Below are 21,043 nucleotides of genomic sequence, written 5' to 3' on the forward strand. Positions count from 1 at the left end.
CATGGCCGACAAGCGACCGGTGGTGATCATCGGCGGCCCCCCGACGTCCAACGGCGACCTGCACATCGGGCATATCGCCGGCCCGTACCTCGGTGCCGACGTGCACCGCCGGTACCTGCGCGCGGCCGGCCGCGAGGCCGTGTTCGCCTCCTGCACCGACGACAGCCAGACCTACCTCGTCACCAGCGCGGCCCGGGTCGGGCTGACCCCGCCCGAACTGGTGGAGCAGTCGACCGAGAACATCCAGCGCACGTTCAAGGCGATGGGGGTCGAGGTCGACGGCTTCTCGCCGACCGACGACGGCTACAAGGCGCTCGTCTACGACTACGTCAAGCGCTTGTACGACAAAGGAAAGCTGCGCCTGCGCAAGGTCCGGCTGCCCTACAGCGAGAGCAAGGGCGAGTTCCTGGTCGAGGGTTTCGTGGGCGGCGGCTGCCCGACGTGCCTCGCCGACAGCCGTGGCGGATTCTGCGAGGGCTGCGGGCATCCGATCGACTTCGACGCGCTCATCGAGCCGTACTCGGTGCTCGACCCGGCCGACGAGGTGACTTACCGCGAGACCGAGATCATGGTCTTCCCGGTTTCCGAGTACCGCGAACAGCTCCTGGCCTACTACGAGGAACGCGGTCCCGCGTGGCGGCCGCACGTGCTCGGGCTGATGCGGGAACTGCTCTCCGGGCCGTTACCCGACTTCGCGATCACGTATCCGGTGAAATGGGGCCTGCCGGCACCGTTCCTCCAGACGCCGGGGCAGCGGCTCAACGCGTGGGTCGAGGGCATGCCCGCCTCGATGTACTGCACCGAGTACGCGTTGCGGCGCAACGGGAAGCCGAAGGCCGCCGACGACGACGCCTGGCTCGCGGAGAACGACGCGCGGGTCGTGGTGTTCATGGGGTTCGACCCCCTGTTCACCTGGGGCGTCGTCCACGTCGCCGAGCTGATCGCCCTCGAAGGCCGCTACGTCCTCCCGGACACCCTGCTGGTCAACGAGTTCTACGAGCTGGAGAACGAGAAGTTCTCCACCAGCAAGGGACACGTGGTCTGGGCCCGTGACCTGGCGGCCGAGGTGCCCCGCGACATCGCGCGGTTCCACCTCAATCTCACCGCCCCCGAGTTCGCGCGGACCAACTTCTCCCGTGCCGCACTGGAAAAGGTCGCGGGGGAGCGGCTCGTCACGCCCTGGAACGAGCTCGCCGAGACCTTGGCCAAGCTCACCGCCGAGGTCGGCGGTGAGAACGGCTCGCTCCCGGTGTCGACCGAAGCCACCGAACGGGCCGCGGCGATGGTCTCCCGGTTCGCGCTGAACTACGAGCTGGAGGACTTCAGCCTCAGCCGGGCCGCCGATCTGATCGTGCAGCACGTCGAACGCCTGCGGGCGGCGACGGAACGCACCCTCAAGGGCAACCTCGACCAGGAGATGCTCCGCGCGCGGCTCGGTGACCTCTTCCTCGAGCTGCGGGCGTTGATCGGCTGCGCGTCACCGATCCTGATCGACCTCGCCGGACGTGCCGCCGCGGCGGGCGGGTTCGCCCTCCGGATCACCGCGGCCGCCTTCGACGTCACGCACACCACGGCCTTCCCCGTGCCCTCACTGGAATTCCCCCCGACGAGCGAGGTCTGACCCACCATGTCACTCGACAGCACCCCATCCACCGACGCGGTCCGGAGTTCCCGGCTCGCCGAACGCCTGCTGGTCCCGGCGGGATTCATCACCACGGCGGGCAACGCCTTCCAGATCACCGCCGCCGCGATCCTGGTCTTCCACGCCGAGCAGACCACCCTTGCCGTCGGCTGGCTGTTCATCGCCGTTTCCATCCCGCAGGTCGCGCTCGCGGTCCTGTTCGGGAAGCTGGTCGACAAGGTCGACCGCCGGATGCTGTGCGTGGCGGCGGACCTCGTGAGCGCGATGACCGCGTTCGCGTTGCCGGTGTGGCTGTGGATCGGCGGTCCGGCGAACCTCGGTTCCTACATCGCGAACTTCATGCTGGCCTGCACCGCGGCGTTGTTCATGCCCGCGAGCAACGGCCTCATCAAGGAACGGATCCGTGACGAGCGGCTCGGGAAGTTCAACTCGCATTTCGAGATGGCGAGCAACGCGGGCATGCTGCTGGCGTCCTCGCTGGCCGGTTTCCTGGTGATCTGGTTCGGTGCCACGCCGTTGTTCGTGTTCAACTCGCTGAGCTTCGTCCTCTCGGCCGTGCTGGTCTACGCGATCGGCCGCAAGCCCGCCAAGGCGCCGGTCGTCGAGGAGGCCGTCGCCACCGATCCGGCGGCGCCGGTCGAAGCCCCGGTGCGGCAGCCGATCAAGCGGCTCGCGCTGCTGTACGCCAACGGCAACATCGGCCTGATGGTCGCCAACGTCATCCTGACCACGCTGATCCTGCAGACGTTCAACCAGGGCGCGTGGATGATCGGCGTGGTCGACGCGCTGGCGGGCGTCGGGTTCATCGTCGGCGCGGCGGCGTACGGCAAGGTCAGCAAACGGGTCAAGGGCATCCATCTGGCCGTGCTCGGCACCCTCGGCAACCTGATCTGCCTGGCGATCCAGCCCCTGCACTACATCGCGCTGATGGCGGCGATCCCGTTCGCCGGCTTCTGTTTCGCACAGGGCCGCATCGCGGCGCGCACGCTGCTGATGCGGGCCAGCCCGGAGGAGAGGGTCGGCCGGATCTTCGGCAGCACCCAGGCGCTCGGCCTGGGGCTCGGTGTCGGGGCGACCGTCGCGCTGTCCTCCCTGGCGGACGCGACCACCGTGCCCTACGCGTTCTGGGGGCTGGCGATCCTGCAGGGCGCGATCGTGATCGGCACCTACTTCAGCTTGGCGAAACCGTTGTCGGCGCAGGAGAAGCGACCGGCCGAGGTTCTCGAGGCGACCGCCGCCTGAGCGCGGCCGACATGCGGAGGAAGCGAAAGTCATGACGGACAAGCCGATCAAGGGCGGCGTGGCGACCTGGGCCTGCCTTCCCGGGTTCCCGCCCGCGGTGATCTTCCCCTTCACCCCGGGCGAACGCTTCGGCGTGCGGAGCCTCTACGAGTTCCAGATGCTGATGTACCGGCCGCTGTACTGGCTGGGCCGGGACGGCGCGCCGGAGATCGACTGGGACCTCAGCGTCGGTGAAGAGCCGGTGTGGGACGAGACCGGCCGCACCTGCGTGGTCCGGATCAAACCGTGGAAGTGGTCCAACGGCGAGACGGTCTGCGCGGACAACGTCATCTTCTGGATGAACATGCTGAAGGTGAAGGGGCCGAGGTTCGGCGCCTACTCCGAGGGCTACTTCCCGGACAACCTGGTGTCGTTCGCGAAGGTCGCCGACGACAAGGTGAGCTTCACCTTCGACAAGGCGTACTCGAAGAACTGGGTGCTGCTGAACCAGCTCACCATGATCACGCCGATGCCGAAGGCGTGGGACCGCACCGCGGACGGCCCGGCCGACGCGACGCACGACATCGAGCAGGCCGAAGCGGTCTACGAGTTCCTCATGGCGGAGAACGGCGACGTCGTCGAGGAGGACAACTCGCACCGCACACGCTGGGCCGACAGCCCGGTGTGGAGTGTCGTGAACGGACCGTGGCGGCTCAAGAGCTACACCGAAGAAGGCGTCGTCACCTTCGTCCCGAACGAGCACTACAGCGGCCCCAACCCGGCGCATCTCGACGAGCTGCGGCAGGTCTCGACGACGTCGGACGAGCAGCAGTACGAGCTGCTGCGGTCCGGCGACGTCCAGGTCGGTTTCCTGCCGCCGGGAATGGGCGTCCAGCCCGACGGTGACCCGACGAAGGGCGGGCCGAACCCGCTGGGCGACGGGTTCCAGCTGGAGCCGCAGATCCTGTTCAACATCAACTTCATGGCGGTCAACTTCAGCAACCCGACCGTCGCGGGGAACATGATCAGGCAGCCCTACGTCCGGCAGGCCCTGCAGAGCTGCTTCGACCAGGAGTACGGCGCCCGCGAGGTCTACCAGGGTTACGGCTGGAGCCAGACGGGGTCGATCCCGGTGCTGCCCAAGAGCGACCTGGTCTCGCCGAAGATCGCCGAGCGCGGCGGGTTCTGGCCGTTCGACCTGGAGAAGGCGCGGCAGTTGCTCGCCGACAACGGCTGGGACGTCACCACCTCGCCCGCGGTGTGCGTCCGGCCCGGCACCGGCCCCGGTGAAGCGGGCGAGGGCATCCCGGCCGGCACTGAACTGAGCTTCTCCTTGCGCTACTGGGAAGGACGCCCGTCGCTGGCGCGGCTCATGTCGCAGTTCCGGGACGACGCGGCCAAGGCCGGGATCGAGATCCGCCTCGAAGAGGTGATGGGGTCGGTCCTGGTGGCGGAGGACGGTCCCGGCGAGAAGCGGATGTGGCAGCTGTCGTGCTGGGGCGGCGGCTGGGTCTACAACTACCCGACCGGCGAGAACCTCTTCCAGAGCGGGGCCGCCTGCAACTTCAGCAACTGGCGCGACGCCAAGGCGGACGAGCTGATCGCGAAGACCGTCACCACCGACTCCCTCGACGCGCTGTACGAGTACCAGGAGTACATCGCCGAGCAGGCGCCGGTGATCTTCATGCCGACGTTCCCGCGGCGGTTGTTCGAGGTCGCGGGGAATCTGCGCGGTTTCTCGCCGATCAACCCGTACGGGCTGATCAACCCCGAGAACTGGTACTACGTCGAGGAGGGGGCATGACCCGCCCGGTGGTGCTGGTCGGGTTCGTGGCCGCGGCGCTGGGTTCGTCCATCAAGGACTTCCAGCCGGACGGCTCGGTCATCTTCGTCGAAGAGCCCGACGTCGTCCGCAAACGCGACGCACGCAAGACGGTGGCCGGTTCGGCGCTGGTGCGCGAGCTCATCGAGTGGGAGTTCCACCTGCCCGGTAAGGCGGACGAGTTCTACCACGTCCACCACGATCTCGACCCGGCCGCGGTGGTCCCGCTGACCGAGTACGCGACCCCGTTCGCGGCCCGGCTCGCGGAACGCTACGGCCTGCCGGGCGCGGGGTTCGGCGCGGCGCAGATCCTGCGGGACAAGGCGGTGCTGCGCCTGGTCAGCCGGGCGGCGGGGATCGCGAATCCGGCGTCGGCGCGGGTCGAAAGCCCGGAGCAGGTCCGGGAGTTCATGGCGCGGCATCCGGGGAAGACCGTGCTGAAGCCGTCGAACCGGCAGGCGTCGGTGGGGACGCAGGTGCTCACCGACCCGGCCGAGGCCGAGCAGGCGTGGACGAACTGTGTCGTGCAGGACGAGGGGATCTTCGTCCCGGACCGCGCGATGGAGCTGAAGATGCTCGCCGAGAGCTTCGTCGAGGGAGACGAGTTCAGCGTCGAGATGCTGCTGCGCGACGGCGAGCCGCTGTTCGCCAACGTCACCGGCAAGCGGCTGTTCCCTGGTCCGCGGCCGATCGAACTCGCGCATATCGTCCCCGCCGACATCCCCGACGAGCTCACCGCGACGCTGACCGAGGAGACGCGGCGGCTGACCGGCGCGACCGGGTTCCGCACCGGGATCGTCCACTGCGAGTGGATCGTCTCGGACGGCGTCCCGTACCTGGTCGAATGCGCCGGCCGGTTCGCCGGCGACGGCATCATCGAGCTGATCCAGCGCGCCTATCCGGTGGAGCTGAACCGCGCCTACTTCTCGGTGATGAAGGACGAGCCGGTCGTGGACGTGTTGCCGCGCAAGGCCGAAGGCGGCGCCGCGGTCCGGTTCCTCTCGATCGAACCCGGCCTCATCGAGGACGTGCGCGGGGTGGAGAAGGCGGCGCAGTCCGAAGGCGTGTTCATGTGCGACGTCAGCGTCTCGGCGGGTGACCGGTTCGACGGGCTGCGCAGTTCGTGGGACCGCGTCGGCGATCTGATGGTGACCGCGGACAGCCCGGCGGAGGCGTCGCGCCTGGCCGAAGAGGCGGTCGCGCTGATCGAGATCGACGTGCGGCCGGATCGAGGAGAGAGGGAGAACGCCGCACCATGACCATCGAAGCCGTCCAGTCCACGCTCCCGGACGCCGGGCTCGACGTGATCGTCACCGGGCTCTCGTCCGACGCGCACACCTGGAACCTGGTGTACCTGGAGCTGTTGCTGGAGGAACTGGGCTGCCGGGTCACCAACCTCGGCGCCTGCGTCCCGGACGCGACGATCGTGCGCGAATGCGTCGCCCGGCGGCCGGATCTGCTGGTGATCAGCAGCCTCAACGGGCACGGGCGTCAGGACGGCGTCCGGCTGATGGAAGCCTTCCGCGCCCGGGCCGAGCTGGTCACGACGCCGGTCGTCATCGGCGGGAAGCTCGACGTCACGGGCGGCAGCAACGCGGCCCGGCTGCTGGAGGCCGGCTTCGACGCGGTGTTCGAGGACTCCGCCGGGCTGACCCCGTTCCGCACCTTCCTCCGCACCTTGTCCGTCCGCGGCCCCGGTGTCCCGCTGGGCGCGGGATGAACGTGCTCGCCCCGCGGCGGGGACATTCGTTCGGCGAGGTGGTCGCGCGCCACCACGCCCGGGGGGAGCTGGTCGTCCAGCCCCGGATGGGGTTCGCCGATCCGGGGCGGATGACCAGGGGGCTGCTGGCGACCCGGTCGGCGCGGGCCGCGACGGTCGGCACGATCACGATCGACAGCTACACCAGGGTCGGCGACCACGAGGCGGCGCGCGCGGCACTGGCGGCGGGCGCCGATCTCAACGGGTACCCGCTCGTCGACCACGACCCGGTGACGACGGCGGCGTTGCTCGACGGCGTGCTGACCGGGGATTTCCCGGTGCAGGTGCGGCACGGTTCGGCGGATCCCCGCCGGATCGTGCGGGCGCTGCTGGACTTCGGGTTGCACGCGACCGAGGGCGGCCCGGTGTCGTATTGCCTGCCGTACAGCCGGATGCCGCTTTCGGCGGCCGTCGACAACTGGCGGCGCTCCTGCGAGACGCTGGCCGAGGCCAGGGGTCCCGAACTGGAGCCGCATCTGGAGACCTTCGGCGGCTGCATGATGGGCCAGCTGTGCCCGCCCGCGCTGCTGGTCGCGCTGAGCGTGCTGGAGGGGATGTTCTTCTGGCGGCACGGGATCCGCTGCCTGTCCTTCAGCTACGCGCAGCAGACCCACGCCGGGCAGGACGAGGAGGCCGTCGCCGCGCTGCAGGCGCTGATCAGGGAATACGTGCCGCACGCACGGACGCATGTGGTGATCTACGGCTACATGGGCGTCTACCCGAGGACACCGGGCGGCGCGCTGGAGCTGATCGCCGAGTCCGCGCGGCTGGCCGCCCGCACCGGGGCGAGCAGGCTGATCGTCAAGACCACCGCCGAAGCGCACCGGCTGCCGACCGTGGCGGAGAACGTGACCGCGCTGGAGCACGCCGCCGAGGCCGCGAGGGGTGTCTCCCGGATCGGCAGGCTCGGCGACACCGGGATCCACGCGCAGGCGAAAGCGTTGGTGGACAACGTTCTTTCGCTCGACGCCGACCTTGGCAGGGCGCTGGTCACCGCGTTCGCGCGCGGCCAGCTGGACGTCCCGTTCTGCCTGCATCCGGACAACGCCGGCCGGGCCCGCGGACGGCTGGCCGAGGGAGGCCGCCTGGAGTGGCAGCGGATCGGCGCGATGCCGCTGGGCGATCTCGTCGACCTGCCCGGCGACCGGCGGATGACCTCGAACGATCTGCTGGACGCGCTCCGGTACGTCGAGCGGTCGTTCGACGAGAAGTACGGGCTACCCGGAATCGGGACCGTGAACCGACTGACACAGGGGAGTAGGACATGACCGGAACACCGGACGCGGCGCTGCCGCCGGGCACCCGCGAACATCTGACGTCGCCGGTGACGCAGGCGGCCCTGCGCATCCAGAACAGCATCACCGCCGGCACCCGCGAGTACCTCGGCATGAACGGGTTCGTCGAGCTCCAGCCACCGTTGATCGGCCCGGTCACCGACCCGGGATGCCGTGGCGCCAAGCAGGTCGACGTCGACTACTACGGGCACAAGTACAAGATGATGACCAGCGTCATCCTGTACAAGCAGGCTTCGCTGCTCGCGTTCGACAAGATCTTCTACGTCGCCCCGAACGTGCGGCTGGAGCCGCTGGAGACCTCGACCACCGGACGGCATCTGGTCGAGTTCACCCAGATCGACGTCGAGGTCGCCCGTGCGAGCCGGGAGGAGGTCCTCGACGTCGCGCAGGGCCTGCTGCGGCACATCGTCGCGCACACCCTGCGGGAGTCCAAAGTGGACCTCGCCACGCTGGGCCGGGACCAGGAGGCGTTCACGGCGCTGCTGGAAGAGGACTTCGAGCGGATGACGCATCGCGAGGCGGTGTCGAGGCTGCAGGGCCTGCGGCACGGGCAGAGCGCCGACGCGGAGATCGACTGGCAGGGCGAGCGGATCATCTCCGAGCAGACGAACCGGCCGTTCTTCATCGTCGACTATCCCAAGGGGTCGCGCGGGTTCACCGACGGCGAGTCCAGCACCGAACCGGGTGTGCTGCGGAACTTCGACCTCATCGCCTCCGACGGGTTCGGCGAGCTCTGCAGCGGCGGCGAACGCACGCACGAGTACCGGCGGCTCATCGAGCGGATGCGGGAGACGGGGGAGAACCCGGCGAAGTACGCCTGGTACCTCGACCTCGCGCGCGAGGGACTGCCGCCGAGCGCCGGCTTCGGGATGGGGCTGGAGCGGGTGACGCGCTACATCGCCGGGCTGGACGCGATCTGGCAGGCGAACGCCTATCCGAAGCTGCCCGGGATCGCGGCGCCGTGATCACCGCGCGGCAGCTCCCGGAGGACGCGATCCGGGCCAGGGCAAGGGAAGGCAGCGCGGCGATCTTCCCCGACGTCGCGGGCTACGGCCGGTCGCTGTTCGGCGCGGACGTCGGCACCCCGCCGGACGAACTCGACCGCGCGCGGATCGTGCCGCCGGTGTTCGTCCCCCGTCGCCTGGAGAAGATGTTCGACCTCGCCCGTGAACCGGTGTACGGCGACGTCGGGCTGTCGACCGTGCTCGGCGGGTTCACCGCGCCGTCGCCGGTGTTCCTGTGCGCGTTCGGCTCCACGCAGGTCGCGGGCAGCGGGCTCGGGATCGCCGCGAGCGAGCAGGCGGGCAGGCTCGGGATGCCGATGGTGATCGGCGAGAACGTCGTGCCCATGCACGGCTACGGCCGGATGGGCGAGAGCGTCGAGGACGGTCTGCTCGGCCGGATCCGCGCGTACGCCGGCGCCGTCCCGGACGGGCTGGGCGGTGTCGTCGTCCAGCAGAGCACCGAGGACGCGGACGCGGAGGTATGGAACCTCGTCTACAGCGACCCGTCCGCGACGAAACTGCTGGAGACCGGGCGGCTGGCGTTCGAGCTCAAGGTCGGTCAGGGCGCCAAGCCCGGGCTCGGCGGGATGACCGTGCTCTCGCGCACGGCCGCCGGCGAGATCGCCGAACAGTACACAGTGGACGAAGCCTTCGGCAGGGACCAGGCCATGGTGCTGCGGTCCAGCAGTCCCGGCACGTTCACCGGGGAGATCCTGCGCCAGCAGATCCACCTGATGCGCAACAACTACCCGCGGGCCCGCGCCTGGGTGAAGCTGCACCCCGGTCGCGACGTCGGCGAGGCGGCGCGGGTCGCGTGGGCGGCGGGAGCGGACGCCGTCACCGTGGACGGCGCGGAGGGTGGCACCGGCTGGGCGCCGTCGGTCTTCCTCGACCAGGTGGGCCTGCCGCTGGTGGAATGCCTGCGGCGGGTCGGCAAACACGACGCGTCGCTGCTGGTGTCGGGACGGATCTGGGAAGGCGCCCGCGCGCTGAAGTGCCTGGCGATGGGCGCTTCCGCGGTCGGTCTCGGCCGGGCGGCGCTGCTCGCCGTCGACGAGGACCCGGACGAAGGACTCGTGCGGCTGGTGCGGTGTCTCGAACTCGAACTGAGGCTGCTCGCCAGCGCGCTCGGGAAGTACGACCTCGCGGATCTCACCGCGGACGACCTCTGGTTCCCTGGTTCACCGGCACGGACGGAGCAGGACGGATGATCAACTACGACGGGAAACGGTTCCGCAAGGTCAGCACCGACCCGGACGCGCCGGTGACCCTGTACCGGCAGAAGGACGATCTGGTGTGGGCCGAGCTGAGCGGCGGCGGGGTGCGGCTCGGCTCGCTGACCGGGAAGTGCGGCGAGGACGGGACGATCGACATGGCCTACACGATGGTGCTGGCCAGCGGCCAGGTGATCTCGGGGCACAGCACGAACACCCCGGAGTTCCTGCCGGACGGGCGGATCCGCCTGAACGAGGTCTGGGAGCGGTACGGGAACCCCGGCTCCCGCGGCACCTCGGCGATCGAAGAGGTCGCGGAGTAGGTCGTTTCGCGCGTGAAGGCCCCCTTCCCTCGGCTGAGCCGAGGGAAGGGGGCCTTCACGCGTGCTCGGGCGCGAAACTCGCGTGATCGAGGGCGTAACTCGCGTGATCAGAAGCCGCACACCGTGTGGAGGCTCCAGACACGTGAGTTACGCCCCCAAGCACGCGAGTCACGTCTCTGATCACGCGAGTTACGTCTTTCGGTCACCCGGATGGCAATTCACGGGACCGAAAAGGGCAATCGAGGGGGCTGAACGGCGCACTCCGAAAGGAGTAGTTCAGCTCGGGTTCTTTTCCAGGTATTCCGCCCAGACCTTCTTCGGGACGCACATTCGCCACGAGTCGACGATCAACTCTCGTAACTCTTCGTAATCGAGCGCGGACAGCCGGGCGCGGGCCCACTGATAGCGCATATCGGACGGAATCGGCATCATGAACTTGTCCGGCTCGCCCGCCACCAGCGCTTCCCGCTCTTCTTTGGGATAGCCGAATCCCATCACGGTTTCGTCGGGTGAGAGCGAAAGGAAGACGATTCGCCCCACGCGGAACTTCGCCCGGTCCCGGACCAGCGCCTCATAGGCGCGCGGCAGCCCCGAAACGATCTCTCTGACGTCATCCCCGGTTACCATTTTTCCACCATTCTCCGCGTTCCGTTCCCCAGTCACCCTTGGCGTCCATGGTGAAGGCGACGTAGAGGTACTCGTCGAGGATCTTCGCCAGTGGCACGGGCCTGCCCATCAGGGCGGGGATCCCTGCCCCGCCGTCTCCTGCCTCCGCGATCACCGCGGCGGCCCATGCGCGGCCGAGTCGCAGATGTCTCCCGAACGCGGCGCCGTCACGCGCGCCGTGAAGGGCGGCCGCGATGGCGGCGTCCCACGGCATGATCGTGTTGGGCCGCAACGCATACAGTGCCTTGGCCGCGGCGGTCGGGCCCAGCGTACGCCTGGTCCGTCCCGCTGAGACGGCGACACCCGCCAGATCCGCGTACGCCTTCGCGGCCGTGTCGATCCCCGCGTCGGTCAGGTCGGCGAGGGCGACGGTGGGCAGGGTGGCGCCCCAGGTCTCCCACCAGGCCAGGACCCCGTCGTCGAAGGGGGCCGGCTCGCCTTCCCGTGGGTACCGGATCCGGCATCCCCACGAGTTGAGCCAGCGAAGAAGAATTGTGCGATGTGCGGGCTGTGACAGGTCGATCGCAGGCTGCGTTTCTTCCATGAGTCGAAGCCACGAGGTGTCCACATTCGCGAAGCCGTTGAACACTTCGGCGGCTCGCCGGAGTTCGGCGAGTGGCGGCAGGGGGTCAGACATGGGCGAACCCTATCCGGTGCCACCAAGGGGGTGAATTTCCGCGTCCAACTATTGGACTTTGTACATTGAGTCACCTATTTGTATCTGCTGCATCGTTCATTGGTCCTTTAGGGTTGTGGCCAGGAAGGCTGCAAGGATGACGGTCACGCAGCGCGATTGCGTTACCCCATCCAGGGGAGGGAGATGGCATGGGCAGACCCGAGCGACCGTTGGACGGCTCCACTGGTCCGATCGCCGCATTCGCTCACGATCTGCGCGTTTTGAGGAACCGGGCGGGAAACCCGAGTTACCGGGAACTCGCCAGGACGGCACTGTTCGCACCTTCCGTGCTCTCGAGCGCGGCGAGCGGCCACCGGCTGCCCACGCTCGCCGTGACGTTGGCGTTCGTTTCCGCCTGCGGTGGCGACCGCGCGGCGTGGGAACGGCGTTGGCGAAGCGTCGCCGGGCAGACGGGCGCCGGCGCGGAAGTCCGCGAGGAACGCGCGTCCGTGCCACCACAGGCCGAAGCGCCGCCGGATGGCGTGCACGCACCGGCATCCGGCGTCATCCGCCTCGCCCGTCCGGCGCAACTGCCGATGGGGTCGCGGACTTTCGTCGGCAGGGAAGGGGCTCTGGCCGACGCCGCGGAGATGATCGGCGCGAGCGGCCCGGTCAAAGTGCCGTTGCTCGTCAGCGGTCCGATCGGGGTGGGGAAGACGGCTTTCGCCTTGCGGCTGGCGGAAGAGGTGGCGGCGGACTTCCCGGACGGGCAGCTCTACGCCGATCTGGGCGGCAGCGGGACCGGTGGCCGGTCGGCCAACGGGATCGTGCGCGGATTCCTGCGCGCGCTCGGCGTGCCGGCGCATCTCGTGCCCGACGACCCGATGCAGCGGATCGGCCTGTACCGGTCCCTGCTCGCGGAACGCAGGTTGTTCGTGCTCCTGTCGGGGGTCAGGGACGAGGGCCAGGTGCGGCCGCTGCTGGGCCAGGCCCCGCACAGCCAGGTCGTGGTGACCAGCCGCGCCCGGTTGCTCGGGCTGGAGGACACGAACCGTGTCGAGCTGGATACGTTTTCCCGCAAGGAATCGATGGCCTTGATCGGCCGGATCGCCGGGCCCGCCCGGGTGCGCGCGGAACACGACGCCACCGACATGATCGCCGAACTGTGCGGGGATCTCCCGCTGGCGATCAACATCGTCGGCCGCAAGATCGCCGCCCGTCCGGAATGGGCGATCGCGTACACGGCGGGCCAGCTCGCCGATCGCGAACGGCTCATGGACAGCCTCTGCGTCGGTGACGTCAACGTGCGGGACCGGTTCATCGCGGCGTACGAACAGCTTTCCCCCACCGAACGGGAGGCCATCCACCACTTCGGGCAGACCGGGGCGGGCTGGACGACGTCGATCGGCGTCGCCGCGGCGATGGGCATCATGATCGAGACCGCCGACGAGCTCCTCGAGTCCGTGGTGGACGCCGGACTTCTCCAGCGCGCCAATGTCGCCGGCCGGTACGCGGTTTCCCGGTTGGTCAGTGCGTTCGCCTCCGAACGGCAACGGGAGCCGGGCGCGTTCGCCGCCGCCGTCCCGATGGCCGGTCACCGGGCCCGGAAGAACGCGTTCGAATCGCTGCGCCACGAGGCCGTGCGCACCCTGCCGGGCGGCTCGTCCGAAGGTTGATTGTTCTCCCCGCGGGGCGCTTCCGGTCAACGGGCCGCGCGGCTTGAATGAGTCGACGAATGAAGGCGAGCGAAATTCGGTGACACAATGCTGATTCTGTCGATGAAGGAGGGCCACGATGGCGGGATCGTGGCGATCGAGGACGGCAAGCTGCTGTTCGCGCTGGAGTCGGAAAAGGACAACTACCCGCGCTACGACCGGATCACCGGCGAGCTGATGGCGCGCGCGGCGGGCATGCTGGACAAGCAGCCCGACGTGGTCGCGCTCGGCGGCTGGGTCAAGGGGGAGTTCTCGGTGGAACCGCCGTCGCGCACCGGATACTTCGGTGTCGGCGAGGGCGCGATCTCCGACGAGGCGGGCAAGTTCTTCGGCAAGGACGTGCGGTACTTCTCCTCCACCCACGAGCGCTCGCATATCTACACCTCCCTCGGGATGGCGCCCGCGGCGCCCGGTCAGGCGTACTACTCCCTGGTGTGGGAAGGGAACATCGGTGACTTCTACCGGATCGACGAGCGCGGCGAGGCCACCCACCTGCAGCACGTCCTGACCGACCCCGGCGCGAAGTACGCGTACCTCTTCGCGCTGGCCGACCCGGGTTTCCCGATGGGCAAGGGGAAATTCCGGTTCAACGACGCCGGCAAGCAGATGGCGCTGACCGGGTTCGCCGAGCCGGGCCCGCTCACGCCGGACGAACAGAAGACCATCGACTTCATCCTCGACCGCGACGGCATCATCCTCGGTCTGTCCAAAGAGGAGATGTCCTGGTCCCATCTGTACAACGCCGGGGTGTGGTCGCAGGAATACCGCAACGCGGCGGCGAAGCACTCGCAGGCGATCTTCAACCGGTTCTACGACTACGCGGAGAAGAACCTGACCGAAGGCCTGCCGCTGCTGATCTCCGGCGGCTGCGGGCTGAACTGCGACTGGAACCGGCTGTGGCGGGAGAGCGGCCTGTTCTCCTCGGTGTTCGTGCCGCCGTGCCCCAACGACAGCGGTTCCGCGCTGGGCACGGCCATCGACGCGCAATGGTTCTACACCGGACAGGCGACCATCGACTGGGACGTCTACGCGGGGGAGAACTTCGTCGAGGACGTCGTCCCGGATCCCGCCAAGTACGAGACGCGGCCGCTCGTGGCGAGCGAGGTCGCGAAGTACATCAAGGACGGCAACATCATCGGCTGGGCACGCGGCCGGTACGAGATGGGGCCGCGGGCTTTGGGCAACCGGTCGATCCTGGCCGCGCCGTTCACCGTGGACACCACGGTGCGGCTCAACAAGATCAAGCGCCGCGAGGACTACCGCCCGATCGCCCCGATCGCGCTGGAATCCGACGCTCCCAAGTGGTTCGTCGGCTCGGTCCAGGATCCGTACATGCTGTACTTCAACCACGTCACCTCGGACGAGCTGAAGGCCATCACGCACGTCGACGGGACCGCCCGCACCCAGACGGTGACGCGGGAACGCAACGCCGGCATCACCGACCTGCTCGAGGCGTTCCGCGAGCAGACCGGGTTCAGCGTGCTGTGCAACACCTCGCTGAACAACAACGGGCGCGGTTTCCTCAACCGCACCAGCGATCTCATCGAGTACGGGGAGACGTACGGCCTCGACGGCTACGTCATCAACGACACGTTCGTGACCCCGCGCGCCTCCTGAAATCCTTGCCCAACGGGGGTAAGGCCCGGATGCCACCATCCCAGCAGTGGCATCCGGGTACCTCGTGGCGCCCGAACGAACGGGGAAGACCATGCGAGTCGTGCTCGCGGGCGGCGGCGTCATCGCGCTGCTGACCGCGCTGGAGTGCGTGTCGGCCGGGCACGAAGTGGTGCTCGCCGACCAGGCGGACATCCCGTTCTCCGGCGCGACTTCGTTCGACCGGCACCGCGTGCTGCGCGCGTTGCATCCCGGCGACCCCGCGGCGACGGCGGCCGCGGTCGCCGCGCATCACGCGTGGCTGGAACTGGAACACGCGTTGTCCACGTCGTTCTACGAACAGGTCGGCGCGCTCACCGCGATGCCGCCGGACGAGGCGGCGGCCGCGCGGGATCTGTTGTCCGCGGCGGGATCGAAGGCCGAAGTGCTCGGTGCGGGAGAGCTCGCCGAAGAGTTCCCGCACGCCGGGTTCGTGCCGGGGACGGGCGCGGTCTTCGAAGCGCACGCGGGGGTCCTGCTCGCCGACCGGGTGCTGACGGCGTGCGCCACCCGGTTGCGGTGGCACGCGAACGCGGAACTCCACCCGCACCGCAAGGTGATCGGGATCGACACCGACCGGGCCGAGGTCCGGCTGGCCGACGGCGCGGCCCTCCGCGGCGACGCCGTCCTGGTGGCGGCGGGCCCGTGGTCCCGGGAACTGCTGGCCCCGGCGCTGTCCAGGGAACTCGTGCTGCACCGGCAGACGATGCTCTACTGCGACGTCCCACCCGCCGACGCCGCCGCGTGGGCCGCCACCCCGGCGATCACGTCGCTCGGCTCGGCGGGCGGCGCGTGGCTGGTGCCGCCGGTCGCCGGGACGCCGTTGAAGCTCAGTGCCGCGAGCGCGTGCCGCGTCGTCGACGAGATCGGCGGCGCCACCGTGCCTTCGTGGTGGCGTGAGCACTTGATCGACACGTTCGCCGCGCTGATCCCGGGTTTCCGCCGGGATTGGCTGGTCGACACCCGGGACTGCCACTACCTGGCCCGGCGCTCCACCCTCGGCCCGATGCTCGCCGTCCTCGGCGACCGGGTCCTGTCCTACGCGGCGTGCGGCGGCTCGTCGTTCAAGTTCGCCCCGCTGATCGCCCGGTCCCTGGCCGCGCGCCTCACCGGCGCCGACCCGGTCCGGACCGGGCTCGAACCGCTCGACCGGCCGCTCGTACGAGCGGGCGGTGCCCACCCGATCCGTCCTGCCCTACGAGGTGTGTCGTGAAACTGCTCGCGCTGGAAGCCAGCCAGAACTCCTACTACTACCTGCCCCGGTACCAGCAGATCGAGGATTTCGGCGGGGTGCTGTACGTGCTCAACGGGGTCGGCACCGAGGATCTCTGGCCGTCCGAGCGCTACCGGATCGCCGGCAGCAACCACATCGACGACCTGATCCGGCACGCGAAGGCCTGGCACGCGGAAGAATCCTTCGACGGCGTGCTCACCTTCTCCGAGTCCGGCGTCGTCCTGGTCGCCGCGGTCGCCGAGGCGCTCGGCCTGCCCGGGATCGGCGTGGACGCGGCGCGGACCAGCCGGAACAAGCTGATCATGCGGCAGGCACACGAAAAGGGCGGCGCCGCGCATCCGGACTTCAGGTTCGTCGAAGACCTCGACGCGGCCCTGCGGGCGGCCGAGGACTTCGGCTATCCGGTGATCCTCAAGCCGACCCTCGGCGCGGCCAGCAACTTCGTCTTCCGCGTCGACGACGAAGAGAAGATGCGGGAACGCTACGCGCAGGCACGCGAAGGCATCGACGGGATGTCCTGGTACAACATGGAGGCCGAAGGGCTGGACCTCGGCCCGCACGGCCTGCTCGTCGAGTCCTTTCTGGACGGTCACGAGCATCTCATCGAAGCCGTCGCCTGGGATGACGAAGTCTACCTCGGTTCCATTGTGGATAGAGTCACCTCGGAAGGAGAGACCTTCGACGACGACGTGCACCACGCGCCCACGTCGCTCACGCCCGATCAGGTGGCCGAGGTGCACGCGGTGGTGGCCGCCGGCGTGCGGGCCCAGGGCCTCACCCGCGGCGCGCTGCACGCCGAAGTCCGGTTCCACCAGGGCAAACCGTTCCTGCTGGAGATCGCCGTGCGCCCGGGCGGCGGCGGACTCGACCACATGGCACGGCTTTCCGCCGGGTACGACCCGATCAGGGGACTCATGGACATCTCCCGCGGTGTGCGGCCGGAGGTCCAGCACTTCAGCCCGACCGGCCTGCACACCGCCGCGATGTGCCTGATCTGCCCCGGCGGGGTGATCGCCTCGATCGAGGTCCCGCCCGCGGTGAACGAGTCGGATGCCTTGTACTACCTCAAGATCTTCGCCAAGCCGGGTGATCTGATCAAGCGCCCGCCGCTCGGCAACAACATCTTCGGCGGTATCGGCGCGCTCGGCGCGTCCTTCGACGAAGCCATGCGCAACGCGAACGACCTGGCCGGGAAGATCGAGGTCAAACTCTCCGAACTCCAGAAGTAGCAACGGATCCTGTTCGACGAAACCGGGCCCTCACCCAGGGCCCGGTGGCGAAAGACGCCCAAAACCGCGTGGAGGAAGCGTGTCACGGACTGCCACCCAACGGCACTACCTGATGGTCAGACCGACGTACTTCGACGTCGAGTACTCGATCAATCCCTGGATGGACCCGAAGAAACCGACGGACACCGAGCTGGCCATCGCCCAGTGGGAATGGCTGCGTGATCTGTACGCCGACCTGGGACATCGTGTCGAGCTGCTCGATCCGCTGCCCGGCCTGCCCGACATGGTGTTCGCGGCCAACGGCGCCACCGTGGTCGACGGTCAGGTGCTCGTGGCGCGGTTCCACCACGTGCAGCGGGCCGGGGAGTCCGACGCTTATCTCAAGTGGTTCCGGGCCAACGGATACCGCTACGTGCGGCAGGCGCAGTGGGTCAACGAGGGGGAGGGCGACTACCTCGTAGCCGGGAAGACGATCCTCGCCGGCACCGGGTTCCGCACGAACCCGGAGGCGCACAACGAGTCCCGCGAGTTCTTCGGCCGTCCGGTGACCAAGCTGACGCTGATCGACCCGCGCTACTACCACCTCGACACCGCGCTCGCCGTCCTCGACGAAGACACGGTCATGTACTACCCGGGGGCGTTTTCCGAAGAAAGCCGTCTGCTGCTGAAAGAGCTGTACCCCGACGCGATCCTGGCGTCCGAAGCGGACGCGTCCGTGTTCGGCCTCAACGCGGTCTCCGACGGCAAGCACGTGGTGCTCCCGCAGGCGGCCACCGAGCTGACCGCGCAGCTGCGGGAACACGGCTTCGAACCGATCGGCGCCGACCTGTCCGAATTGCTCAAGGCGGGCGGCAGCGTCAAATGCTGCACGCTGGAACTGCGTGCCGCTCAAGGAGACTAGATGGAATCGGCTGTACAGGAGCGGAGCGGGCGTACCGCGCTGCGCCGGATGCTCGTCGGGGCCGCGTTGGTCGCGATTCCGGCGGCGGTCGTCGTCGTGGTGCTCGGCCTCGGGTCGGCCTACGCGCCCGTCGCGAGCACCGGGGCCAAGGCCGCGGGCGGCGGGCCGGACACCTACGCGCGCCTGCTGGTCGCGCTTCCGGTGATCCTGGGCGCCTGCCACCTCGCGGGGGTGCTGGCCCGGCGGCTCGGCCAGCCAGCGGTGATCGGCGAGATCGTCGCCGGCATCCTCCTGGGACCGTCGCTGTTCGGGATCGTCTGGCCCGCCGCGTTCGGCTGGCTGTTCCCCGGCGGGGTGGTCTCGGCGATCAACATCCTGTCGCAGCTGGGTTTGATCTTCTTCATGTACCTGGTCGGTGCCGAGATCGATCTCGACGCGGTACGCAGGCGCGGGTTCACCGCGGTGACCGTCAGCCAGGTCAGCATCGCGCTGCCGATGGTCTGCGGCATCGTGCTCGCGCTCGGCATGTACCCGGCGTTCGGCGGCGACGTCGGCTTCCTCGCGTTCGGGTTGTTCATCGCGGTCTCCATGAGCGTGACGGCGTTCCCGGTGCTGGCACGGATCCTGACCGACCGCGGCATCGCGAAGACGCCGCTGGGCGCGCTCGCGCTCACCTGCGCCGCCGTCGACGACGTCGCCGCCTGGTGCCTGCTGGCCGTGGTGGTCGCCGTCAGCCAGGGCGGGACGCCGTCGGAGGTCTTCCTGACCGTCGGGCTCACCCTGGTGTTCGTCGTGGCGATGATCTACGTCGTCAAGCCGCTGCTGGCCAAGGTGCTCGCGCGCGTACCGGAATCCGCGGTGCTCGCGATCCTGCTCGGCGGGATCATGCTTTCGGCACTGGCCACGAACGAGATCGGCATCCACGCGATCTTCGGCGCCTTCCTGTTCGGGGTGATCGCGCCGAGGAAGGATCCGGTCGTCGCCCGTGCCGCCGGGAAGCTCGGCAGTGTCACCCTGACGTTGCTGCTGCCGCTCTTCTTCGCCTACACCGGGCTGCACACCGAATTCAGCCTGCTCGGCTCCGGTTCGCTGTGGCTGTGGACCGTGCTGATCACGGCGGTGGCGGTGTTCGCGAAGTGGGCGGGCAGCACGACGGCGGCTCGGCTGACCGGCGTCGGCTGGCGCGAATCGCTCTCCCTCGGGGCGCTGATGAACTGCCGGGGGCTGACGGAACTGGTGGTGCTCAACGTCGGCCTCCAGCTGAAGGTGATCAGCCCGGCGGTGTTCGCGATGCTCGTGATCATGACGCTGGTGTCGACGATCGCGACCGCCCCCGCGCTCACCCTCATCTCCAGGTTCAAGACGAGACCGCCGGTCCAGCGGCGGCGGAAAGTGGATAGGACACCATGACCAGCAAGGAAACCCTAGTCAGTACTTTCGCCGAAATCGCCCTCGACGACGAGGTCCGCGACACGATCGGGAGCGACCTGCGGTCCTTCCCGAACCCCGTCGACGACATCGACCGTTCGCTGGCGATGCTCCGCGTCACGTTCTCGAAGCTGCCGATCGACCAGCTCCAGGCGATCCTGGACTTCGGCAGGCACGTCGACACCCCCGGCGTCGCGCTCGTGCGCAACCTGCCGGTGGACCCGGAGCTGCCGGAGACGCCCATCGACGGGGAACCCAGCAAGGACAAGAAGACGTTCGTCGCCGAGACCGTCCTTTTGGGACTGAGCCAGCTGCTCGGCGAGCCCGTCGGGTTCACCACCGAGAAGAGCGGGCGGCTCGTGCACGACGTCGTCCCGGTGTCGGCGGGGGCGCGCAGCCAGACGAACCAGAGCTCGCACGTGTTTCTGAACTTCCACAACGACATCGTGCACGACGAGGTCGGCCGCTACGACGTGTCCAATCCGGACTTCCTGGTGCTGAACTGCGTCCGCCAGGACGGCAACAAGGAAGCCGTCACCTACTACGCCGACGGCAGGGACATCTCGGCCGCGCTGGACCCGGAGGTGCTCGACGTCCTGCGCCGCCCGCTGTTCCGGCTCAACGCGCCCGGCAGCTACGTGCGCGACGTGGCCAAGGGGGCCGACGTGCTCTCCGACCTCGTGCCGGTGATCTCCGGGCCGGCGGAGTCGCCGGAAGTGGCGATCTCGGCCAACGGTGTGGTGGGGGAGACCGTCGAGGCGGAGCAGGCGCTGGAGGAGCTTCAGCGGGTCTGCCGCGAGGTCGCGCACCAGGTGAAGCTCGAGCCGGGAACGGCGCTGCTGATCAACAACCGGAAGGGCCTGCACGCGCGGTCGCAGTTCTTCGCGCGGCACAACGGGCGGGATCGGTGGCTGCAGCGCACCTACATCCGGCGGAGCCTGTGGACGATCCGGTACCGGGGGGTCGCCGGGGATCGGCGGGTGCACTGAGGTTTCGGCTCGCGAGTCCGTGAAGGCCTCCTTTGAGACGCTCAACGTCTCAAAGGAGGCCTTCAGGACGTGCCCGGTGCAGGCGGAGCCTCGGGTGTCGTCGTTTGGCGGCGGGCGTTGCGAAAGCCACTTTCGCAACCTTGAACGTTGCGAAAGTGGCTTTCGCAACCACTGCGGATGCGATCGGCCGGGAAGCGTGTCGCGAAAGCCACTTTCGGGACATCAGACGTCCCGAAAGTGGCTTTCGCGACACCCCGCGCAACACCTCCGGACGCCGCACGAGGCATGTTCAGGCGAGCGGCCGACCGGGTAACCCTCCCCGAAAGCACCCG

18 protein-coding genes are annotated in these 21,043 nt (G+C 68.8%); 16 read left to right on the forward strand and 2 right to left on the reverse strand.

The features are described from left to right. Position 1 precedes the first annotated feature (1 nt). Genes AORI_RS56725 through AORI_RS56765 form a run of 9 tightly spaced genes read left to right on the forward strand, consistent with a single transcriptional unit; the run spans position 2 to position 10,280 of the window. Positions 2–1,621: a class I tRNA ligase family protein gene (locus AORI_RS56725; protein ID WP_123798389.1), complete on the forward strand. Its 1,620-nt coding sequence runs from the start codon at positions 2–4 to the stop codon at positions 1,619–1,621. 6 nt (positions 1,622–1,627) lie between these two features. After that, positions 1,628–2,884 (forward strand): MFS transporter, encoded by a 1,257-nt coding sequence (locus tag AORI_RS56730; protein ID WP_016333502.1) that lies wholly within the window; start codon positions 1,628–1,630, stop codon positions 2,882–2,884. Positions 2,885–2,915: 31 nt separating this feature from the next. After that, positions 2,916–4,667 carry an ABC transporter substrate-binding protein gene (locus tag AORI_RS56735; protein ID WP_016333503.1) on the forward strand — a complete coding sequence of 584 codons (1,752 nt, stop codon included), beginning with the start codon at positions 2,916–2,918 and terminating at the stop codon, positions 4,665–4,667. After that, positions 4,664–5,944: an ATP-grasp domain-containing protein gene (locus tag AORI_RS56740; RefSeq protein WP_016333504.1), complete on the forward strand. Its 1,281-nt coding sequence runs from the start codon at positions 4,664–4,666 to the stop codon at positions 5,942–5,944. The genes AORI_RS56735 and AORI_RS56740 overlap by 4 nt, the downstream gene beginning before the upstream one ends. Continuing rightward, complete coding sequence (locus AORI_RS56745; RefSeq protein WP_016333505.1) at positions 5,941–6,405, forward strand: cobalamin B12-binding domain-containing protein; 465 nt, start codon at positions 5,941–5,943, stop codon at positions 6,403–6,405. The genes AORI_RS56740 and AORI_RS56745 overlap by 4 nt, the downstream gene beginning before the upstream one ends. After that, positions 6,402–7,712: a methylaspartate/glutamate mutase E subunit gene (locus AORI_RS56750; RefSeq protein WP_016333506.1), complete on the forward strand. Its 1,311-nt coding sequence runs from the start codon at positions 6,402–6,404 to the stop codon at positions 7,710–7,712. Before AORI_RS56745 ends, AORI_RS56750 begins: the two co-directional genes overlap by 4 nt. Next, positions 7,709–8,704 carry an asparagine synthetase A gene (locus AORI_RS56755; RefSeq protein ID WP_016333507.1) on the forward strand — a complete coding sequence of 332 codons (996 nt, stop codon included), beginning with the start codon at positions 7,709–7,711 and terminating at the stop codon, positions 8,702–8,704. Before AORI_RS56750 ends, AORI_RS56755 begins: the two co-directional genes overlap by 4 nt. Then, positions 8,701–9,954, forward strand: a complete 1,254-nt coding sequence (locus tag AORI_RS56760) for a glutamate synthase-related protein (RefSeq protein ID WP_016333508.1) — start codon at positions 8,701–8,703, stop codon at positions 9,952–9,954. The genes AORI_RS56755 and AORI_RS56760 overlap by 4 nt, the downstream gene beginning before the upstream one ends. Further along, complete coding sequence (locus tag AORI_RS56765; RefSeq protein WP_016333509.1) at positions 9,951–10,280, forward strand: avidin-fold protein; 330 nt, start codon at positions 9,951–9,953, stop codon at positions 10,278–10,280. The genes AORI_RS56760 and AORI_RS56765 overlap by 4 nt, the downstream gene beginning before the upstream one ends. Positions 10,281–10,556: 276 nt before the next feature. On the opposite strand, the gene AORI_RS56770 is transcribed toward AORI_RS56765, so the two are convergent. Together AORI_RS56770 and AORI_RS56775 are read right to left on the reverse strand one after the other, a co-directional pair. Then, positions 10,557–10,907, reverse strand: coding sequence for an MmcQ/YjbR family DNA-binding protein (locus tag AORI_RS56770; protein ID WP_016333510.1), 351 nt, complete (start codon positions 10,905–10,907; stop codon positions 10,557–10,559). After that, a complete protein-coding gene (locus AORI_RS56775) occupies positions 10,891–11,583 on the reverse strand; it encodes a hypothetical protein (protein ID WP_016333511.1) in 693 nt (230 codons plus the stop codon). The genes AORI_RS56770 and AORI_RS56775 overlap by 17 nt, the downstream gene beginning before the upstream one ends. Positions 11,584–11,771: 188 nt before the next feature. On the opposite strand from AORI_RS56775, the gene AORI_RS56780 reads away from it, so the two are divergent. The 7 genes from AORI_RS56780 to AORI_RS56810 all read left to right on the forward strand — a co-directional run bounded on the left by AORI_RS56780 (position 11,772) and on the right by AORI_RS56810 (position 20,711). After that, on the forward strand, positions 11,772–13,238 hold the full coding sequence (locus AORI_RS56780) for an NB-ARC domain-containing protein (RefSeq protein WP_016333512.1): 1,467 nt from the start codon (positions 11,772–11,774) through the stop codon (positions 13,236–13,238). Positions 13,239–13,325: 87 nt separating this feature from the next. Continuing rightward, positions 13,326–14,894, forward strand: a complete 1,569-nt coding sequence (locus tag AORI_RS56785) for a carbamoyltransferase C-terminal domain-containing protein (RefSeq protein WP_016333513.1) — start codon at positions 13,326–13,328, stop codon at positions 14,892–14,894. 91 nt (positions 14,895–14,985) lie between these two features. Then, complete coding sequence (locus AORI_RS56790; protein WP_043848056.1) at positions 14,986–16,143, forward strand: NAD(P)/FAD-dependent oxidoreductase; 1,158 nt, start codon at positions 14,986–14,988, stop codon at positions 16,141–16,143. Further along, the gene (locus AORI_RS56795) at positions 16,140–17,393 is read left to right on the forward strand and encodes an ATP-grasp domain-containing protein (RefSeq protein WP_016333515.1); all 1,254 of its coding nucleotides are present in this window, start codon (positions 16,140–16,142) and stop codon (positions 17,391–17,393) included. The genes AORI_RS56790 and AORI_RS56795 overlap by 4 nt, the downstream gene beginning before the upstream one ends. A 79-nt stretch (positions 17,394–17,472) precedes the next feature. After that, positions 17,473–18,294 (forward strand): dimethylargininase, encoded by an 822-nt coding sequence (gene ddaH / locus AORI_RS56800; RefSeq protein WP_016333516.1) that lies wholly within the window; start codon positions 17,473–17,475, stop codon positions 18,292–18,294. Then, complete coding sequence (locus AORI_RS56805; RefSeq protein ID WP_016333517.1) at positions 18,295–19,704, forward strand: cation:proton antiporter domain-containing protein; 1,410 nt, start codon at positions 18,295–18,297, stop codon at positions 19,702–19,704. Next, positions 19,701–20,711 (forward strand): TauD/TfdA family dioxygenase, encoded by a 1,011-nt coding sequence (locus tag AORI_RS56810; RefSeq protein ID WP_016333518.1) that lies wholly within the window; start codon positions 19,701–19,703, stop codon positions 20,709–20,711. Before AORI_RS56805 ends, AORI_RS56810 begins: the two co-directional genes overlap by 4 nt. The last annotated feature ends 332 nt before the right edge of the window (positions 20,712–21,043 follow it).

This window comes from Amycolatopsis keratiniphila (assembly GCF_000400635.2).
GTDB classification, from domain to species: Bacteria; Actinomycetota; Actinomycetes; order Mycobacteriales; family Pseudonocardiaceae; genus Amycolatopsis; species Amycolatopsis keratiniphila.

Excerpts from the sequence above, each read along its gene's own strand:
- AORI_RS56725 (WP_123798389.1), top strand. The coding sequence starts at position 2 with ATGGCCGACAAGCGACCGGTGGTGATCATCGGCGGCCCCCCGACGTCC.
- AORI_RS56730 (WP_016333502.1), top strand. The coding sequence starts at position 1,628 with ATGTCACTCGACAGCACCCCATCCACCGACGCGGTCCGGAGTTCCCGG.
- AORI_RS56735 (WP_016333503.1), top strand. The coding sequence starts at position 2,916 with ATGACGGACAAGCCGATCAAGGGCGGCGTGGCGACCTGGGCCTGCCTT.
- AORI_RS56740 (WP_016333504.1), top strand. The coding sequence starts at position 4,664 with ATGACCCGCCCGGTGGTGCTGGTCGGGTTCGTGGCCGCGGCGCTGGGT.
- AORI_RS56745 (WP_016333505.1), top strand. The coding sequence starts at position 5,941 with ATGACCATCGAAGCCGTCCAGTCCACGCTCCCGGACGCCGGGCTCGAC.
- AORI_RS56750 (WP_016333506.1), top strand. The coding sequence starts at position 6,402 with ATGAACGTGCTCGCCCCGCGGCGGGGACATTCGTTCGGCGAGGTGGTC.
- AORI_RS56755 (WP_016333507.1), top strand. The coding sequence starts at position 7,709 with ATGACCGGAACACCGGACGCGGCGCTGCCGCCGGGCACCCGCGAACAT.
- AORI_RS56765 (WP_016333509.1), top strand. The coding sequence starts at position 9,951 with ATGATCAACTACGACGGGAAACGGTTCCGCAAGGTCAGCACCGACCCG.
- AORI_RS56770 (WP_016333510.1), bottom strand. The coding sequence starts at position 10,907 with ATGGTAACCGGGGATGACGTCAGAGAGATCGTTTCGGGGCTGCCGCGC.
- AORI_RS56775 (WP_016333511.1), bottom strand. The coding sequence starts at position 11,583 with ATGTCTGACCCCCTGCCGCCACTCGCCGAACTCCGGCGAGCCGCCGAA.
- AORI_RS56780 (WP_016333512.1), top strand. The coding sequence starts at position 11,772 with ATGGGCAGACCCGAGCGACCGTTGGACGGCTCCACTGGTCCGATCGCC.
- AORI_RS56785 (WP_016333513.1), top strand. The coding sequence starts at position 13,326 with ATGCTGATTCTGTCGATGAAGGAGGGCCACGATGGCGGGATCGTGGCG.
- AORI_RS56790 (WP_043848056.1), top strand. The coding sequence starts at position 14,986 with ATGCGAGTCGTGCTCGCGGGCGGCGGCGTCATCGCGCTGCTGACCGCG.
- AORI_RS56805 (WP_016333517.1), top strand. The coding sequence starts at position 18,295 with ATGGAATCGGCTGTACAGGAGCGGAGCGGGCGTACCGCGCTGCGCCGG.
- AORI_RS56810 (WP_016333518.1), top strand. The coding sequence starts at position 19,701 with ATGACCAGCAAGGAAACCCTAGTCAGTACTTTCGCCGAAATCGCCCTC.